Raw genomic sequence first — 14,144 nt, 5'->3', positions numbered from 1 at the left:
GCACCAGGAGCACCGGGCGGACCGGGCGGCTGCGGAACCCCGCCACGCGGAGCCCCCGGCGGACCAGGAGGCGCCGGCGGCTGACCCGTCACAGCAGGACCGGCCAACATCGTCGCCGCATGGTCCAGCCCACCACCGAGCGACCCCGCACCAGGAGCACCGGGCGGACCGGGCGGCTGCGGAACCCCGCCACGCGGAGCCCCCGGCGGACCAGGAGGCGCCGGCGGCTGACCCGTCACAGCGGGACCGGCCAACATCGTCGCGGCATGATCCAGCCCGCCACCCAGCGACCTGGGAGCAGCCGGCGGGTTCGGCGGACCGGGCGGCGCCGGCGGCTGACCCGCACCCGGCGCGCCGGGAACACCCGGAGCACCCGGCCCGGCGGCGCCATCGGCGCCCCCGGCGGAGTCGCCCGGGCGGGAGATCCGTGCCTTGCTCGTCGGCGCGTCGGCGATGTCCGCCGCCTGTGCCCCGAGCGCCGGCACGACCGCGGTCCTCGGCAGCTGGCTGCCGCCCGGCATCAGCGTGGTCTTCGCCTCGGCCGCCACCCCGGGGGACGGCGCGTCGTCCAGGTCCGACCCGGACAGCGGCGGCGCGAACACGGTCGCCGGCAGCGGCACGGAAGCATCGTCGGAGCCGGGATTCACATCGGTCCCGGCCCACGGGGTGGCCCCGGCCGGCACTCCGTCGTTGGCGGTCGGCTCGTACGGGATCTCGCCCCCGCGCCGCAGCGGCACCGCGTCCACGGGCTCCGGGGCCCGAACGGGAGCGGGCGCCGGAGCCGGCACGGCGTCAACGGGCTCGGCGAAAGCGGGAGCCGGAGCGGGAGCGGGAGCGGGCGACGCGGCCGACACCGGCTCCGGCGAAGGCGTCACGGCCGGCGGAATCCCCGCCCGGTCCGCCGCCTCCTGCAGCCACTCCGGCGGACTCAGCATGAACGAGGTCTGCTCCGAGTCGATCCGCGGCGGCGGCACCGAGGCCTCCGAAGCCGACGCCGCCGCAGCGGCCCCGTACTCCTCCTCGTACCGGCGGATCACCTCACCCACCGGCAGCCCCGGCCACAGCGTGACCTCCCCGCTGTCCCGCGCGATGACCAGCCGCTGCCGCCCACCACCGGACACCGGACCGGCCGCGCGGTCCTCCGCCCACACCACGAACCCGAGTCCGAACTCCCGTACGCGCACCTCACGGTGCTGGTACGCGGGAACGTCCCCGTTGATCCACTCCTCGGCGCGCTCCTGCGCCTGCGCGAACGTCACCATCGCGCTATCACCCCTCCACCCGTGCCGGACCCGACACGGGAACCGAGCGTGCGAATCCGCCGTCCACCATCAGACCGGCCACCGTTTCCAGTTCCGGCGGATTGCCCGCCAACCGCTCCAGAAAGGCGTCGAAATCACCGCCGCACGGCAGCAACAGCCGCTCCACGCGCTCCTGCACGGACCATCCGTCCCGGTCGCGCGCGTCGTCGTACGGGGAGAACCACACCGACCCGATCGACTCGCCCTTGACCTTCACCGCGAGCAGTCCGCCCTGCGCGAAGCCCACGCAGAGGTAGTCCTTCGTCAGGTGGTCGCGCAGGCACTTGTTGATGTAGACGAGGTCGTTGACCGCCGCCTCCTCGCGCACCGTGAAGAACGGCTGGTCCACCAGCAGTCCGAGGTCCACGTCCAGACCCGCGCCCACCGGCGCGCAGCCGCCCGCCGCCTTCAGGAACGAGCGGTACGGCTCCGGCAACCGGTAGCCGAGGTCCTCCTCGACGCCCTGCACCTGCGACTCGGACACCGAGACCACCGACTTCGGCAGCCCCATGTGCACCGGGCGCACCTCCTGCAACGGCCGCGTCCCGCGCTTCTCGTGGTCCACCGGAGCCGTCGCCAGCCCGGCGTGGTGCCGCAGCAACGCCTTCACCTCGACCGGGACCAGCTCCATGCGCCGCGAGCCCGCCACGTGGTGCCAGGTCCAGCCGTGCGGGGTCGCGACCTCGCCGACCGTGTCCCACAACTCGTGCCCGGCCGCCTTCATCGCGGCGTTCGCGGACACGACGTCCGTCAGACGCAACTCGTCGACGCCGAAGCCCTCCGGCGGTTCGGCGATCTCCACCGCCGCGCGCGCGTACGCGGAGAAGTCCGGATGCCCGTTGGCGTCCATCCGCACACCGTGGGGATGCCGAGCTGCCCGGACCGGGTCCGGGAAGTGCACGACCTGCCCCGAGTAAGCGGCGTTGGGTGGCGCGGCCTGCTGCCCGAGCCGACCTGTCGTCATGGCGGTAGCCCCCTGCTGGATCTGGCTGGTTCACCACAGCCTATGCGCTGGGGCAAGAGCGTCACCCGCGCGCGACCGGCACACCCCCGCGAGGGCCGGGAACATCCGAATTGATACGAATATTCGACCCCGCTTCCGCATGACAGGTGACATTTGGCAGGCTGTCCCCGCAGCACGGGGGCGTGCGCACAGCGGCTACCACCGCGGCCACGGGAGGGAAGGCGCAACCATGCAGAACACGGCAACACGGACCGATCCGGCCGACACCACCGGCCCGGCCGCCACTTCGGCCACCGCCCCGGCCACCGACCCCGGCGGCCCCGCCGGCGACCCACGCCTGCGCTGGAGCAGCGCGGGCGACCGCCCCGCCGTACCCGTCCTGCGCTTCCGCCGCGACGGCATCCTGCCCACGGTCGCCGCAGCCCTCTCCGTACGCGGCGAAACCCTCACCGGCACCGCCGGCAAGGCCGACCAGCCACCCGTGCTCCACCCCCTCGTACAGGACTTCCTCGACACCCTCACGAGCGGCCAGCGCGAACGTTTCACCGGCCGCTGCCCCGAGGCCATCCTCATCTCCCGCCACCTGACGGCCATCGAGGGCGCCCGCTCCAAGCGCGCCTCCCGCAAGCCCCTATCCCCCAGCGAGGCCCGCCGCTCCCTCAAGCACGCGAAGATCACCGCCCGCCGCATCCGCGAGGACGGCGACCCCCTCCACGGCAGCTACGCAGCCCCCTGCCGCTCCTGCGAGCCCCTCCTCGCCCACTTCGGCGTACGCCCCGTCGACCTCACCCCAGCCGAGTAGCCATGACCACCGCCTCCGCCTCCTACGACCGCTCCTCGGCCACCCGCTTCCCCGTCGCCGTGGACTCCGCCCTGCGCACAGCCGGCTGGGAACCCGGCCGCTGGGACATCAAGCAGGCCGAGTACTGGGCCGACGCCCTGCGCGACCACACCACCCCCGCCGGCCACCGGCACACCGTCTTCCCCGCCGCCGTCGAGGCCTGGGCCGAATTCGGCGGCCTCACCGTCTCCGCCCCCGGACCGGGCCGCCAGATAGCGCCCACGACGCTCCGCCTCGACCCCCTCACGGGCCTGCACCTGGCCCGCACCTTCGCCGACCTCGGCCGCGCCCTGTCCAGCGAGCTCTGCCCCCTCGGCGTCGAGGCCGACGCGGGCTCCCACCTCGCCATCGACCGCGAGGGCCGCGTGTACGGGATCGACCACAGTGGCGACTGGTACCTCGGCTCCGACACGGACGAGGCCCTCACCCTCCTCCTCACGGGCCTCCAGCCCACCCGCCTCACCACGACCTGACCCGACCCCGCCGCGCGGATCCGGCCCCGCCGGGCAAAACCCAGCCCCGCCGGCGTTTGAGGCGCGGGGGCCCGGGGGCAGCGCCCCCGGCAACGGCGCCGCACCCGACCGCACACCGCGCGCCCGGCCCCGGCGCAACCAGCCCCCAGCCCTGCCCGACCTACCGCGCCGCCCCCACGGGAAGCACCGCCGACACCTTGAACCCGCCCCCATCCGTCGGCCCCGACACGAACACCCCGCCCAGCCCCAGCACCCGCTCCCGCATCCCCACGAGCCCGTTCCCCCCACTGGGAAGCCCCGGCTGCGGCGCCTGCCCGTCACACGGCCCGTTCTCCACCTGCATGGCCACCTCCCCCTCCCGGTGCGCGAGCCGTACGACGACCCGCGCGCCCGGCGCGTGCTTGTGGCAGTTGGTCAGCGCCTCCTGCACCACCCGGTAGGCCGTCTGCTCCAGCTCCGCCGGGTACCCGGACACCTCCCCCTGCACCAGCATCTCCACGGCCATCCCGGCCACCCGGGACTGCCCGACCAGCGCCTCCAGCTCCGCCAGCGAGGGCCCGTCCTCGAAACCCCCCACCAGCGCCACCGGCACGGCAGCGGCAGCCACGTCGGGCCTCGCCGGCTCCTCCCGCCGCAGCACCCCCAACATCTCCCGCAGCTCCGTCAACGCCTGCCGCCCCATGTCACCCACCAGCGCCGCGTTCTTCACCGCCCGCGCCGGATCCTTCGCCGCCACCGCCTCCAGCGCGGCCGCGTGCACCACCATCAGGCTCACCCGGTGCGCCACCACGTCGTGCATCTCCCGCGCGATCCGGGTCCGCTCCTCCGTACGCGCCCACTCGGCCCGCTCCTCGGCCCGGTCCGCCAGCAGCGACAGCTCCCGCTCCAGCGAGTCCGCCCGCTCCTGCAGGCTCTCCATCAGCCGGCGCCGGGCCCCCATGTACAACCCGAACAGCACCGGCGGCACGGTCAGCGCCACCGCCACGAACACGGACAGCATCAGCACGAAGGAGCCGCCGGCCGCCACGTCCCCCCGGGTCCGCAGGTACATCACGGCGAAGGTCGCGGCCAGCGCCATCGAGGTCAGCGTGGCGGTGATCCGCCGGGGCACCTCGGAGGAAGCCACCGTGTACAGCCCCACCACCCCGAGCAGGAAGCCCATCACGGCCGGCGTGACGCCGATCCCCACCAGCACCACGGCGACGGGCCACCGCCGCCGCACCACGAGCGCGGACCCCACCACCAGCCCGAACAGCACCCCGACCGCGGTCGGCACCCCCGCCTCCGCGGCGAAGCCGACCCCCTCCCACCCGCACTCAATCGCGGACGCCACGCCGAGCGCCACATCCACCACGGCATCCCGCCGCCGCACCCACCACCACACAGGCGGCCCAGCGCGGCCTTCCACATCCCCCGTACTGGTCATGCCGTCCAGCGTACGCAGGGGCCCCAGCACAGGGCCGAACGGATTTCCCGCAAACCCCCGGTAATCGCACGCACGGCTGAATCGTCCGTTATCCGGGACCTGAATCCTGCATTCCGGACGACATTGAAGCCATGACCGAAATCCGACGTCGCCCCGGCGACGGCACCGGCGGGCTCCGCCAGGGCACCGCGACCTTCGAAGCCCTCCGCGAGCAGGCGGTGGCCCTGCGCCGGGAGGGCCTCAGCCGCCGCGAGATCCGCGACCGCCTGGCCGTCCACAACAACGACATCCTCAACCGCCTCCTGGAGGGCGAGCCGCCGCCCGAGTGGACGAAGCGGCCGAACGCGAAGGACGACCTCCGCGCGAGGGCCCGCGAACTCCGCCTCCAGGGCATGACGTACGACCAGATCCAGCTGGAGCTGGGCTGCTCGAAGAGCTCGATCTCCCTCTGGGTCCGCGACCTCCCGAAACCGGAGCGCCGACGCAGCCCCGAAGAGGCCTCCGCCATCGCGAAGCGGGGCTGGGAACGAACCCTTCAGTTGCGCGATACCGAAAGAAGCCGGATCAAGGAACAGGCGGCATCGGAAATCGGGGCCCTTTCCGATCGCGAGCTGTTCGTCCTCGGAGTCGGCCTGTACTGGGCCGAGGGAAGCAAGGACAAGCCGTACGACCGGCGCGAGCGGGCCGTGTTCGTGAACAGCGACCCCGGCATGATCGGCGTCTACCTCGCCTGGCTCCGCCTCCTCGGCGTCGAGCAGCAGCACGTTCGCTACTTCCTGATGATTCACGAGAGTGCCGACATCGCGGAGGCGGAAGGGTTCTGGGCCGACTTCGTCGGCGCCGATCCGTCACAGTTCACGAAGACCACGCTCAAACGCCACAACCCGAGGACCCGCAGGAAGAACACCGGCGAGGAGTACCGCGGCTGCCTTGCCGTTCGGGTGCTCAAAAGTGCGGATCTGTATCGTCGCATTGAGGGCTGGTGGTGCGGCATAGTAGGGGCTGTGTCCGAAGCCGATCAACAGAATCGGACATAGGGGGCGAACCATCCCGGATCGTCTAAGGGCAGGACAAATGGTTTTGGTCCATTGAATGAGGGTTCGAATCCTTCTCCGGGAGCTCACAGAACACTGATGCTCAGATTCGGGTCCTGATCTCCACGGTCGGGACCCGCCCTCGTTTCCGCCCCTTAACGCCCCGGTATCCTTCACGGGTCCACCCCCGAAGCCGAAGGGCACACCCGTGAGCGCCAACCGCCCGGCAGCCGTCGTCGTCCTCGCAGCGGGTGAGGGCACCCGCATGAAGTCCGCGACCCCGAAGGTTCTGCACGAGATCTGCGGGCGCTCGCTCGTCGGTCACGTCGTCGCCGCCTCCCGCGAGCTGGACCCCGCCCACCTCGTCGTGGTCGTCGGGCACGCCCGTGAGCAGGTCACCGCGCACCTCGCCGGCATCGACGCCGGCGTCCGCACCGCCGTCCAGTACGAGCAGAACGGCACCGGGCACGCGGTCCGGATGGCCCTCGAAGAGCTCGGCGGCGCGCCCGACGGCACCGTGATCGTCGTCTGCGGCGACACCCCCCTCCTCACCGGGGAGACCCTCGCGCAGCTCGCGGCCACGCACACCGCCGACGGCAACGCCGTCACCGTGCTGACCGCCGAGGTGCCGGACTCCACCGGCTACGGCCGCATCGTCCGGGACGCGGAGAGCGGCGCCGTGAAGGCGATCGTCGAGCACAAGGACGCCACCGACGCCCAGCGCGCCATCCGGGAGATCAACTCCGGGGTCTTCGCCTTCGACGGCGCCCTGCTCGCCGACGCGCTCGGCAAGGTCCGTACGGACAACAGCCAGGGCGAGGAGTACCTCACCGACGTCCTCGGCATCCTGCGCGAGGCCGGCCACCGCGTCGGCGCGGCCGTCGGCGCCGACCACCGGCAGATCCTCGGGATCAACAACCGCGTGCAGCTGGCGGAGGCCCGCGCGCTGCTGAACGCGCGCCTGCTGGAGCAGGCCATGCTCGCGGGCGTGACGGTCGTCGACCCGGCCAGCACCTTCCTCGACGTGACGGTGACTTTCGGCCAGGACGCCCTGATCCACCCGGGGACCCAGCTCCTCGGCGCCACGCACATCGCCGAGGGCGCCGAGGTCGGCCCCAACACCCGCCTCAAGGACACCCGGGTGGGTGCGGGGGCCCGCGTGGACAACACGGTGGCGGACGGCGCGATCGTCGGCCCCCACGCGAGCGTGGGCCCGTTCGCGTACCTGCGTCCCGGTACGGACCTCGGCGCGAAGGCGAAGGCCGGCACGTACGTGGAGATGAAGAACGCGACGATCGGCGAGGGCACGAAGGTGCCGCACCTGTCGTACGTGGGCGACGCCACGATCGGCGAGTACACCAACATCGGCGCGGCGAGCGTCTTCGTGAACTACGACGGCGAGCACAAGCACCACACCACCGTCGGCTCGCACTGTAAGACGGGGTCGGACAACATGTTTGTGGCACCGGTCACCATCGGGGACGGTGCCTACACGGCCGCCGGGTCCGTGATCACGAAGGACGTGCCGCCCGGCGCGCTGGCCGTGGCCCGGGGCCAGCAGCGGAATATCGAGGGCTGGGTGGCCCGGAAGCGTCCGGGAAGCGCCTCGGCGACGGCGGCTCAATCGGCAGTCCAGGTGGACTCCGACGCCCGTTGAGGTGAACTGACCGGAAACGGGTACGTTCAGGACGGCGTACCGTGATAGGTGCACCCAATTCGGCTGGCTCACCGTGTGCGGGACGGACGCACATGGGGGCGAGCAGCTTTCAACACGTCTGAGGAGACAGTGCTGTGACCGGGATCAAGACGACCGGCGAGAAGAAGCTGATGCTCTTCTCCGGCCGCGCCCACCCCGAGCTGGCCGAGGAGGTCGCGCACCAGCTCGGTGTCGGCCTCGTGCCGACCAAGGCTTTCGACTTCGCGAACGGTGAGATCTACGTCCGCTTCCAGGAGTCGGCACGTGGCGCGGACTGCTTCCTGATCCAGAGCCACACGGCTCCGATCAACAAGTGGATCATGGAGCAGCTGATCATGATCGACGCGCTGAAGCGCGCGTCGGCACGCTCCATCACCGTGATCGTCCCGTCCTACGGGTACGCCCGCCAGGACAAGAAGCACAAGGGCCGCGAGCCGATCTCGGCCCGCCTGGTCGCCGATCTGCTGAAGACCTCGGGTGCCGACCGCATCCTGACGGTCGACCTGCACACGGACCAGATCCAGGGCTTCTTCGACGGCCCGGTGGACCACCTGTCGGCCCTGCCGGTCCTCGCGGACTACGTGGGCGCCAAGGTGGACCGCTCGAAGCTGACGATCGTCTCCCCGGACGCCGGCCGCGTGCGCGTCGCCGACCGCTGGTGCGACCGCCTGGACGCGCCCCTCGCGATCGTGCACAAGCGCCGTGACAAGGACGTCGCCAACCAGGTGACCGTCCACGAGGTCGTCGGTGAGGTCAAGGGCCGCGTCTGCGTCCTGGTCGACGACATGATCGACACGGGTGGCACGATCTGCGCCGCTGCCGACGCGCTGTTCGCGCACGGTGCGGAGGACGTCATCGTGACGGCCACGCACGGCATCCTGTCGGGTCCGGCGGCCGACCGCCTGAAGAACTCCAAGGTCAGCGAGTTCGTGTTCACGAACACCCTGCCGGACCCGTCGGACCTGGAGCTCGACAAGATCACGGTGCTGTCGATCGCCCCGATGATCGCGCGCGCGGTGCGCGAGGTCTTCGAGGACGGTTCGGTCACCAGCCTGTTCGAAGAGCAGGCGTAGCACCGTAGAAGATCCTTTTGAGTGCGGCCTCCCCGCCGGGTAGACTCCTTGAGTTGCTCGGCGAGGGAGGCCGCACTTTTGTGTGCGGGCACTCCGTTATCGACGCGCTCTTCGTAGCAGGCCGTTTCGGCCGGGTGACTCTGTCCGTTTTCCGTCACCCCACGAGGAGTGAACATGTCCGAGGTCAAGCTTTCCGCCCAGCTCCGTGACACCTTCGGCAAGGGCTCTGCCCGCCAGGCCCGTCGCGACGCCCTGGTTCCCGGTGTCATCTACGGTCACGGCAACGACCCGAAGCACGTCAACGTCGAGGCCCACGGCCTGGCGCTGGCGCTGCGTACCCCGAACGTCCTGATCTCCCTGGACATCGCGGGCGACGGCACCGAGCTGGTCATCCCGAAGGCCGTTCAGAAGCACCCCCTGAAGCGCTCCATCTCCCACGTCGACTTCCTGATCGTCAAGAAGGGCGAGAAGGTCACCGTCGACGTTCCGGTCGTGACCGAGGGCGAGCTGGCCGCCGGCGGCAACCTGCTGGAGACCCTGCTGTCGACCGTTTCGGTCGAGGCCGAGGCCACCCACATCCCGACCGAGATCACCGTCTCGATCGCGGGCCTGGAGGCCGGTGCCACGGTGCACGCCTCCGACCTGGTCCTGCCGGCCGGCACCACCCTGGCCGTCGACGGTGAGACCGCCGTCCTGCAGGTCGTCGCCCCGCAGGCCGAGGAGCCGGCCGCCGAGGCCGCGGCCGAGGGCACCGAGGCCTGAGCCTCGCCTTCACCCCTCAGCAGTTGCTGACCGACCGCCGTCCGGCTCCACTGGAGCGGGACGGCGGTCGTCTTCGTTCTCAAGGCGGTAAGGAGACAGTGATGTCGGACGACGCGGCGGCTCCCTGGCTGGTCGTGGGCCTGGGCAATCCGGGTGGTGAGTACGCCGGGAACCGGCACAACATCGGTTTCATGGTGGCGGACCTGCTCGCGGAGCGGATCGGCGGCAAGTTCAAGGCGCACAAGGCGCGTGCCCAGGTGGTCGAGGGCCGTATCGGTCCTCCCGGTCCGGCGAACCGCCGTGTGGTGCTGGCGAAGCCGATGTCCTTCATGAACCTGTCGGGCGGCCCGGTGACGGCCCTGCGCGACTTCTACAAGGTGCCGCTGGACCGGATCGTGGCGATCCACGACGAGCTGGACATCGACTACCCGACGCTGCGGCTGAAGCTGGGCGGCGGGGACAACGGCCACAACGGTCTGAAGTCGATGACGAAGTCGATGGGTCCGGACTACCACCGGGTGCGCTGCGGGATCGGCCGCCCGCCGGGCCGTATGCAGGTCGCGGACTTCGTGCTGAAGGACTTCTCCTCGACGGAGCGCAAGGATCTGGACTGGTTCGTGGACCGGGCGGCCGACTCGGTGGAGTGCCTGATCACGGAGGGTCTGGAGCGCGCGCAGTCGGCGTACAACTCCTAGGCCGGGGCGGGGCGGTCGGGTCGGTGGCGTGAAACGATCGCCACGACGGGCAGGGGACAAACGGCGCAGTCGACCCCAAGGTCACATAAATACTGTGCGGTACCTCTTGACCGGGCCGGGGCGGCGTCAGCAAGCTGGGCGGCGCCACCCCCACGGCCCGCTTCCCCCTCCTGTGCCAGAGGTGCCCCATGCACGTTTTCAGCCAGCGTTGGGCGGTGATTGCGGTCCCGGCCGCGGCTTCCCTCGTGCTCGCCGCCAGTGCCGTGCCCGCTTCCGCGATCGACTCGTACACGATCCCCCTGCACCAGCCGGTGCCCATCACCGCCGCTTCCTACGGTGAGAAGGAAGCGGCGTGCGCGGGCGTTCCCGCGTCGAAGGACGGCTGGCACTTCGTGCTGCCGGGCAACACCACCGTGTTCAAGAAGCTGACGGTGACCTTCGAGCCGGGTGGTACGCAGGTGATCACCGTTTTCGGTCCGCCGACCGGGAAGCACGCCTACGCGGCCTCCGCGGCCGGTGCCAAGCTGACGGCCGCGTCCGCGGTGGTCGAGGGCGGCTCGGTGGAGTGGTTCAACCTGTCGCACACCTGCCCGGCTTCGGTGACGCCGAGCCCCACCCCGTCGAAGACGCCGTCCGGCACTCCGTCGAAGACGCCGTCGGGCTCCGCCTCGGCCTCGCCGTCGCCGTCCCGGTCGGCCTCCCCGTCGGCCTCCAAGTCGGCTTCCCCGAGCCCCTCGGCGTCGGTGAGCCGGAGCGGCGGCTCCACGCCGTCCGGTTCGGGCACGCCGAGCTCGACAGCGAGTTCCCCGGCTCCGGTGACGGGCGGAGGCGGCGACCTGGCCGACACCGGTGCGGACCTGCCGGTGGCCCTGCTCTCGGCGCTGGCCGCCGCGCTGGTGGCCGCGGGCGGGGTGCTCGTGGTGCGGCGTCGGCGCGCGCGGTAGTCGCGTAGGGCGTACGGGAAAGCCCCCGCACCGTCGGCTTCGGTGCGGGGGCCTTCGCGTGTCCGGGGGCGGCTCAGCCGGTGTTGCGCAGGCCGGCGGCCACGCCGTTGACGGTGAGCAGGAGGGCGCGGGCGAGGAGCGGGTCGGCTTCCTCGCCGCGGGCCGCGGCGGCGCGCTGGCGGGCGAGCAGGGAGACCTGGAGGTAGGAGATGGGGTCCAGGTAGGCGTCGCGTACGGCGAAGGTCTGCTGGAGCACCGGCTGGGAGTCGAGGAGCTTGTCGCCTCCGGTGATGCGCAGGACTTCGGCGACGGTGAGCTCGTGTTCGGCCTCGATGCGGTCGAAGACGTGCTTGAGCTCGTCGGGGACGAGGGTGTCGACGTAGTGGCGGGCGATCCGCAGGTCCGTCTTGGCCAGCGTCATCTCGACGTTGGAGAGGAAGTTGCGGAAGAAGTGCCAGCGCTGGCCCATTTCGGTGAGGACGTCCTCCTGGCCGGCCTCGCGCAGGGCCTTGAGGCCGGAGCCGACTCCGTACCAGCCGGGGACGATCTGGCGGGACTGGGTCCAGCCGAAGACCCACGGGATGGCGCGCAGGCCGTCGAGGCCGGCGCCGGAGTCGGGGCGGCGGGAGGGGCGGGAGCCGAGGTGGAGGTCGGCGAGCTGGTCGACGGGGGTGGAGGCGAAGAAGTAGGAGGGCAGGTCGGGGTCCTCGACGAGCGCGCGGTAGGCGCCGTGGGCGGCGTCGGACACGATGTCCATGGCCGCGTCCCAGAGGGTGAGGGCCTCTTCGGACTGGCGGGGCGCGGTGTGCAGGGCGGAGGCCTGCAGGGTGGCGGCGACGGTCAGTTCGAGGTTTTCGCGGGCGAGGGAGGGGACGAGGTACTTGTCGGAGATGACCTCGCCCTGTTCGGTGACCTTGATCTCGCCTTCGAGGGTGCCCCAGGGCTGGGCGAGGATCGCGTCGTGGGAGGGGCCGCCGCCGCGGCCGACGGTGCCGCCGCGGCCGTGGAAGAGGCGCAGGCGGACGCCGTAGCGGTGGGCGACGTCGCGCAGTCGGCGCTGGGCGCGGTGGATTTCCCACTGGCTGGTGGTGATGCCGCCGAACTTGGAGGAGTCGGAGTAGCCGAGCATGACCTCCTGGACGTCGCCTCGGAGGGAGACGAGGCGCCGGTAGGAGGGGTCGGCGAGCATGTCGCCGAGGATGACGTCGGCGGCGCGCAGTTCGTCGGTGGTTTCGAGGAGCGGCACGATGCCGATCTTGGCCCAGCCGGCGTGGAGGTCGATGAGGCCGGCTTCGCGGGCGAGGACGGCGGCGGCGAAGACGTCGTCGGCGCCCTGGCACATCGAGATGATGTACGACTCGATGACTTCGGGGCCGAACTTCTCGAAGGCGTCCTTGATGGCGGAGAAGACGCCGAGGGTCTTGTGGCCGGCCGGGTCGAGGGGGGCCGGGGTGGGGGCGAGGGGGCGGCGGGAGCGGAGTTCCTTGGCGAGGAGCTTCTGCCGGTAGTCGCGGGGCATGTCGGCGTAGCGCCAGGATTCCTCGCCGAGCCGGTCGAAGAGCTGGCCGAGGGCGTGGTGGTGGGCGTCGGCGTGTTCGCGTACGTCCATGGTGGCGAGCTGGAGGCCGAAGGCGGCGAGGGTGCGGATGGTGCGGTCCATGCGGCCGTCGGCGAAGAGGGCGCCGCGGTGTTCGCGCAGGGAGGTCTGGATGAGGGTGAGGTCGGTGAGGAGTTCGGCGGTGCCGAGGTAGTCGCGGCCTTCCTCGTGGGGGATGCCCTTGGCGAGGCGCTCGCGGGTGTTGAGGAGCTTCTGCCGGATGCAGGTGGCCTTGAGGCGGTACGGCTCCTCGGCGTTCAGCCGCTTGTAGCGGGGGCTGATCTCGGGGAGGCGTTCGAGGTCGGCCTGGAGGGAGGCGAGGAGTTCCTCGGTGGCTCCGGTGTAGCGGATGGAGTTGGAGAGGAGCGAGCGCAGGAAGTCGATGAGTTCGAGGGCGTCGGTGATGCCGTGCTCGTGCTGGAGGATCAGCACGTCGCGGGTGACCTCGGGGGTGACGTTGGGGTTGCCGTCGCGGTCGCCGCCGATCCAGGTGCCGAACGTGAGGGGGCGGGTGCCGGCGGGGAGCTCGACGCCGACGCGCTGGAGTTCGGCGGCGAGGTCTTCGAGGACGTCGCCGACGGCGCCGGCGTGCAGCTCGTCGAGGTAGTAGATGGCGTTGCGGGCCTCGTCGGCGGGTTCGGGGCGGACCACGCGGAGCTCGTCGGTCTGCCAGACGAGGTCGATGTTCTCGGCGAGGCGCAGGTCGTGGCGGCGGCGGTCGCCGGCGCCGGTGACGGGTTCCTCGAGGAGGGCGGCGATGCGGCGCAGCTTGTTGAGGACGCTGCGGCGGGCGGCTTCGGTGGGGTGCGCGGTGAAGACGGGCCGGACGTTGAGGTTCTTGACCGTTTCGCGCAGGTGCTCGGGGTCGGCGTCCTTGAGCATGTCGGCGGTGCGGGCGAGGAGGCTGCCTTCGGCGGCGCGGTGGGCGCGCAGTTCCTTGCCGCGGTGCACCTGTTCGGTGACGTTGGCGAGGTGGAAGTAGGTGGAGAAGGCGCGTACGAGCTTGGCGGCGGTCTCCAGGTCGGTGTCGCCGAGGAGGGTGGCGGCGGCTTCGCCGTCGGTGCGGGTGAGTGCGCGCACTTGTTCGACGAGGTCGAGTAGGTCCTGGCCCTCCTGGCGGACGAGCGTCTCTCCGAGGAGGTCGCCGAGGCGGCGGATGTCCGCGCGCAGCTCTGCGTTCGCGGCGTCGGCGGTGTGGGCGGGGACCTGGTCAGCACTGCTCACAGGTGCGGCTCCTTGCAGTGTTCGAGCGCTACTGGGCGGTGGGCTCCCGACGGCGCGCGGCGTCGCCGCTCCTGATGCGCAGCTCGGGCTGCCCGTGCGGACCGCGCTGTCCGA

11 protein-coding genes, 1 tRNA gene and 1 pseudogene are annotated in these 14,144 nt (G+C 71.5%); 9 read left to right on the top strand and 4 right to left on the bottom strand.

Features of this window, described 5'->3' with window-relative positions; translation table 11 throughout:
- Positions 1–1,262 (bottom strand): annotated as a pseudogene (locus AB0O21_RS13855) (hypothetical protein); the annotation flags it as partial.
- 7 nt (positions 1,263–1,269) lie between these two features.
- Positions 1,270–2,265, bottom strand: coding sequence for an SMI1/KNR4 family protein (locus tag AB0O21_RS13850; protein ID WP_365170597.1), 996 nt, complete (start codon positions 2,263–2,265; stop codon positions 1,270–1,272).
- A gap of 229 nt (positions 2,266–2,494) precedes the next feature.
- On the opposite strand from AB0O21_RS13850, the gene AB0O21_RS13845 reads away from it, so the two are divergent.
- Complete coding sequence (locus AB0O21_RS13845; RefSeq protein ID WP_365170594.1) at positions 2,495–3,067, top strand: YwqJ-related putative deaminase; 573 nt, start codon at positions 2,495–2,497, stop codon at positions 3,065–3,067.
- A gap of 2 nt (positions 3,068–3,069) precedes the next feature.
- Entirely contained in the window at positions 3,070–3,579 is a 510-nt protein-coding gene (locus AB0O21_RS13840; protein WP_365170591.1) for an SUKH-3 domain-containing protein, read from the top strand.
- A 160-nt stretch (positions 3,580–3,739) separates the two neighbouring features.
- On the opposite strand, the gene AB0O21_RS13835 is transcribed toward AB0O21_RS13840, so the two are convergent.
- Positions 3,740–5,005: a histidine kinase gene (locus AB0O21_RS13835; protein ID WP_365170588.1), complete on the bottom strand. Its 1,266-nt coding sequence runs from the start codon at positions 5,003–5,005 to the stop codon at positions 3,740–3,742.
- A 131-nt stretch (positions 5,006–5,136) separates the two neighbouring features.
- Here AB0O21_RS13835 and AB0O21_RS13830 point away from each other — a divergent pair, with 131 nt between their 5' ends.
- From AB0O21_RS13830 to AB0O21_RS13800, 7 genes are all read left to right on the top strand, one after another.
- Positions 5,137–6,042, top strand: coding sequence for a hypothetical protein (locus AB0O21_RS13830; protein WP_365170585.1), 906 nt, complete (start codon positions 5,137–5,139; stop codon positions 6,040–6,042).
- 11 nt (positions 6,043–6,053) lie between these two features.
- Positions 6,054–6,124, top strand: a tRNA-Gln gene (locus AB0O21_RS13825).
- A gap of 123 nt (positions 6,125–6,247) precedes the next feature.
- A complete protein-coding gene (glmU, locus tag AB0O21_RS13820) occupies positions 6,248–7,696 on the top strand; it encodes a bifunctional UDP-N-acetylglucosamine diphosphorylase/glucosamine-1-phosphate N-acetyltransferase GlmU (RefSeq protein WP_365170582.1) in 1,449 nt (482 codons plus the stop codon).
- 134 nt (positions 7,697–7,830) lie between these two features.
- Positions 7,831–8,808, top strand: a complete 978-nt coding sequence (locus AB0O21_RS13815) for a ribose-phosphate diphosphokinase (protein WP_365170579.1) — start codon at positions 7,831–7,833, stop codon at positions 8,806–8,808.
- Between the two features lie 174 nt (positions 8,809–8,982).
- Positions 8,983–9,570: a 50S ribosomal protein L25/general stress protein Ctc gene (locus AB0O21_RS13810; RefSeq protein WP_365170577.1), complete on the top strand. Its 588-nt coding sequence runs from the start codon at positions 8,983–8,985 to the stop codon at positions 9,568–9,570.
- Between the two features lie 101 nt (positions 9,571–9,671).
- Entirely contained in the window at positions 9,672–10,265 is a 594-nt protein-coding gene (pth, locus tag AB0O21_RS13805; RefSeq protein ID WP_365170574.1) for an aminoacyl-tRNA hydrolase, read from the top strand.
- 188 nt (positions 10,266–10,453) lie between these two features.
- The gene (locus tag AB0O21_RS13800; RefSeq protein WP_365170571.1) at positions 10,454–11,209 is read left to right on the top strand and encodes an LPXTG cell wall anchor domain-containing protein; all 756 of its coding nucleotides are present in this window, start codon (positions 10,454–10,456) and stop codon (positions 11,207–11,209) included.
- A gap of 73 nt (positions 11,210–11,282) precedes the next feature.
- On the opposite strand, the gene ppc is transcribed toward AB0O21_RS13800, so the two are convergent.
- Positions 11,283–14,030 carry a phosphoenolpyruvate carboxylase gene (gene ppc, locus AB0O21_RS13795; protein WP_365170568.1) on the bottom strand — a complete coding sequence of 916 codons (2,748 nt, stop codon included), beginning with the start codon at positions 14,028–14,030 and terminating at the stop codon, positions 11,283–11,285.
- Between the last annotated feature and the right edge of the window lie 114 nt (positions 14,031–14,144).

Source organism: Streptomyces sp. NPDC091371 (assembly GCF_040684275.1).
In the GTDB taxonomy this organism is placed as follows: Bacteria; Actinomycetota; Actinomycetes; order Streptomycetales; family Streptomycetaceae; genus Streptomyces.
This window is presented reverse-complemented; position numbering and strand designations above follow the sequence as displayed.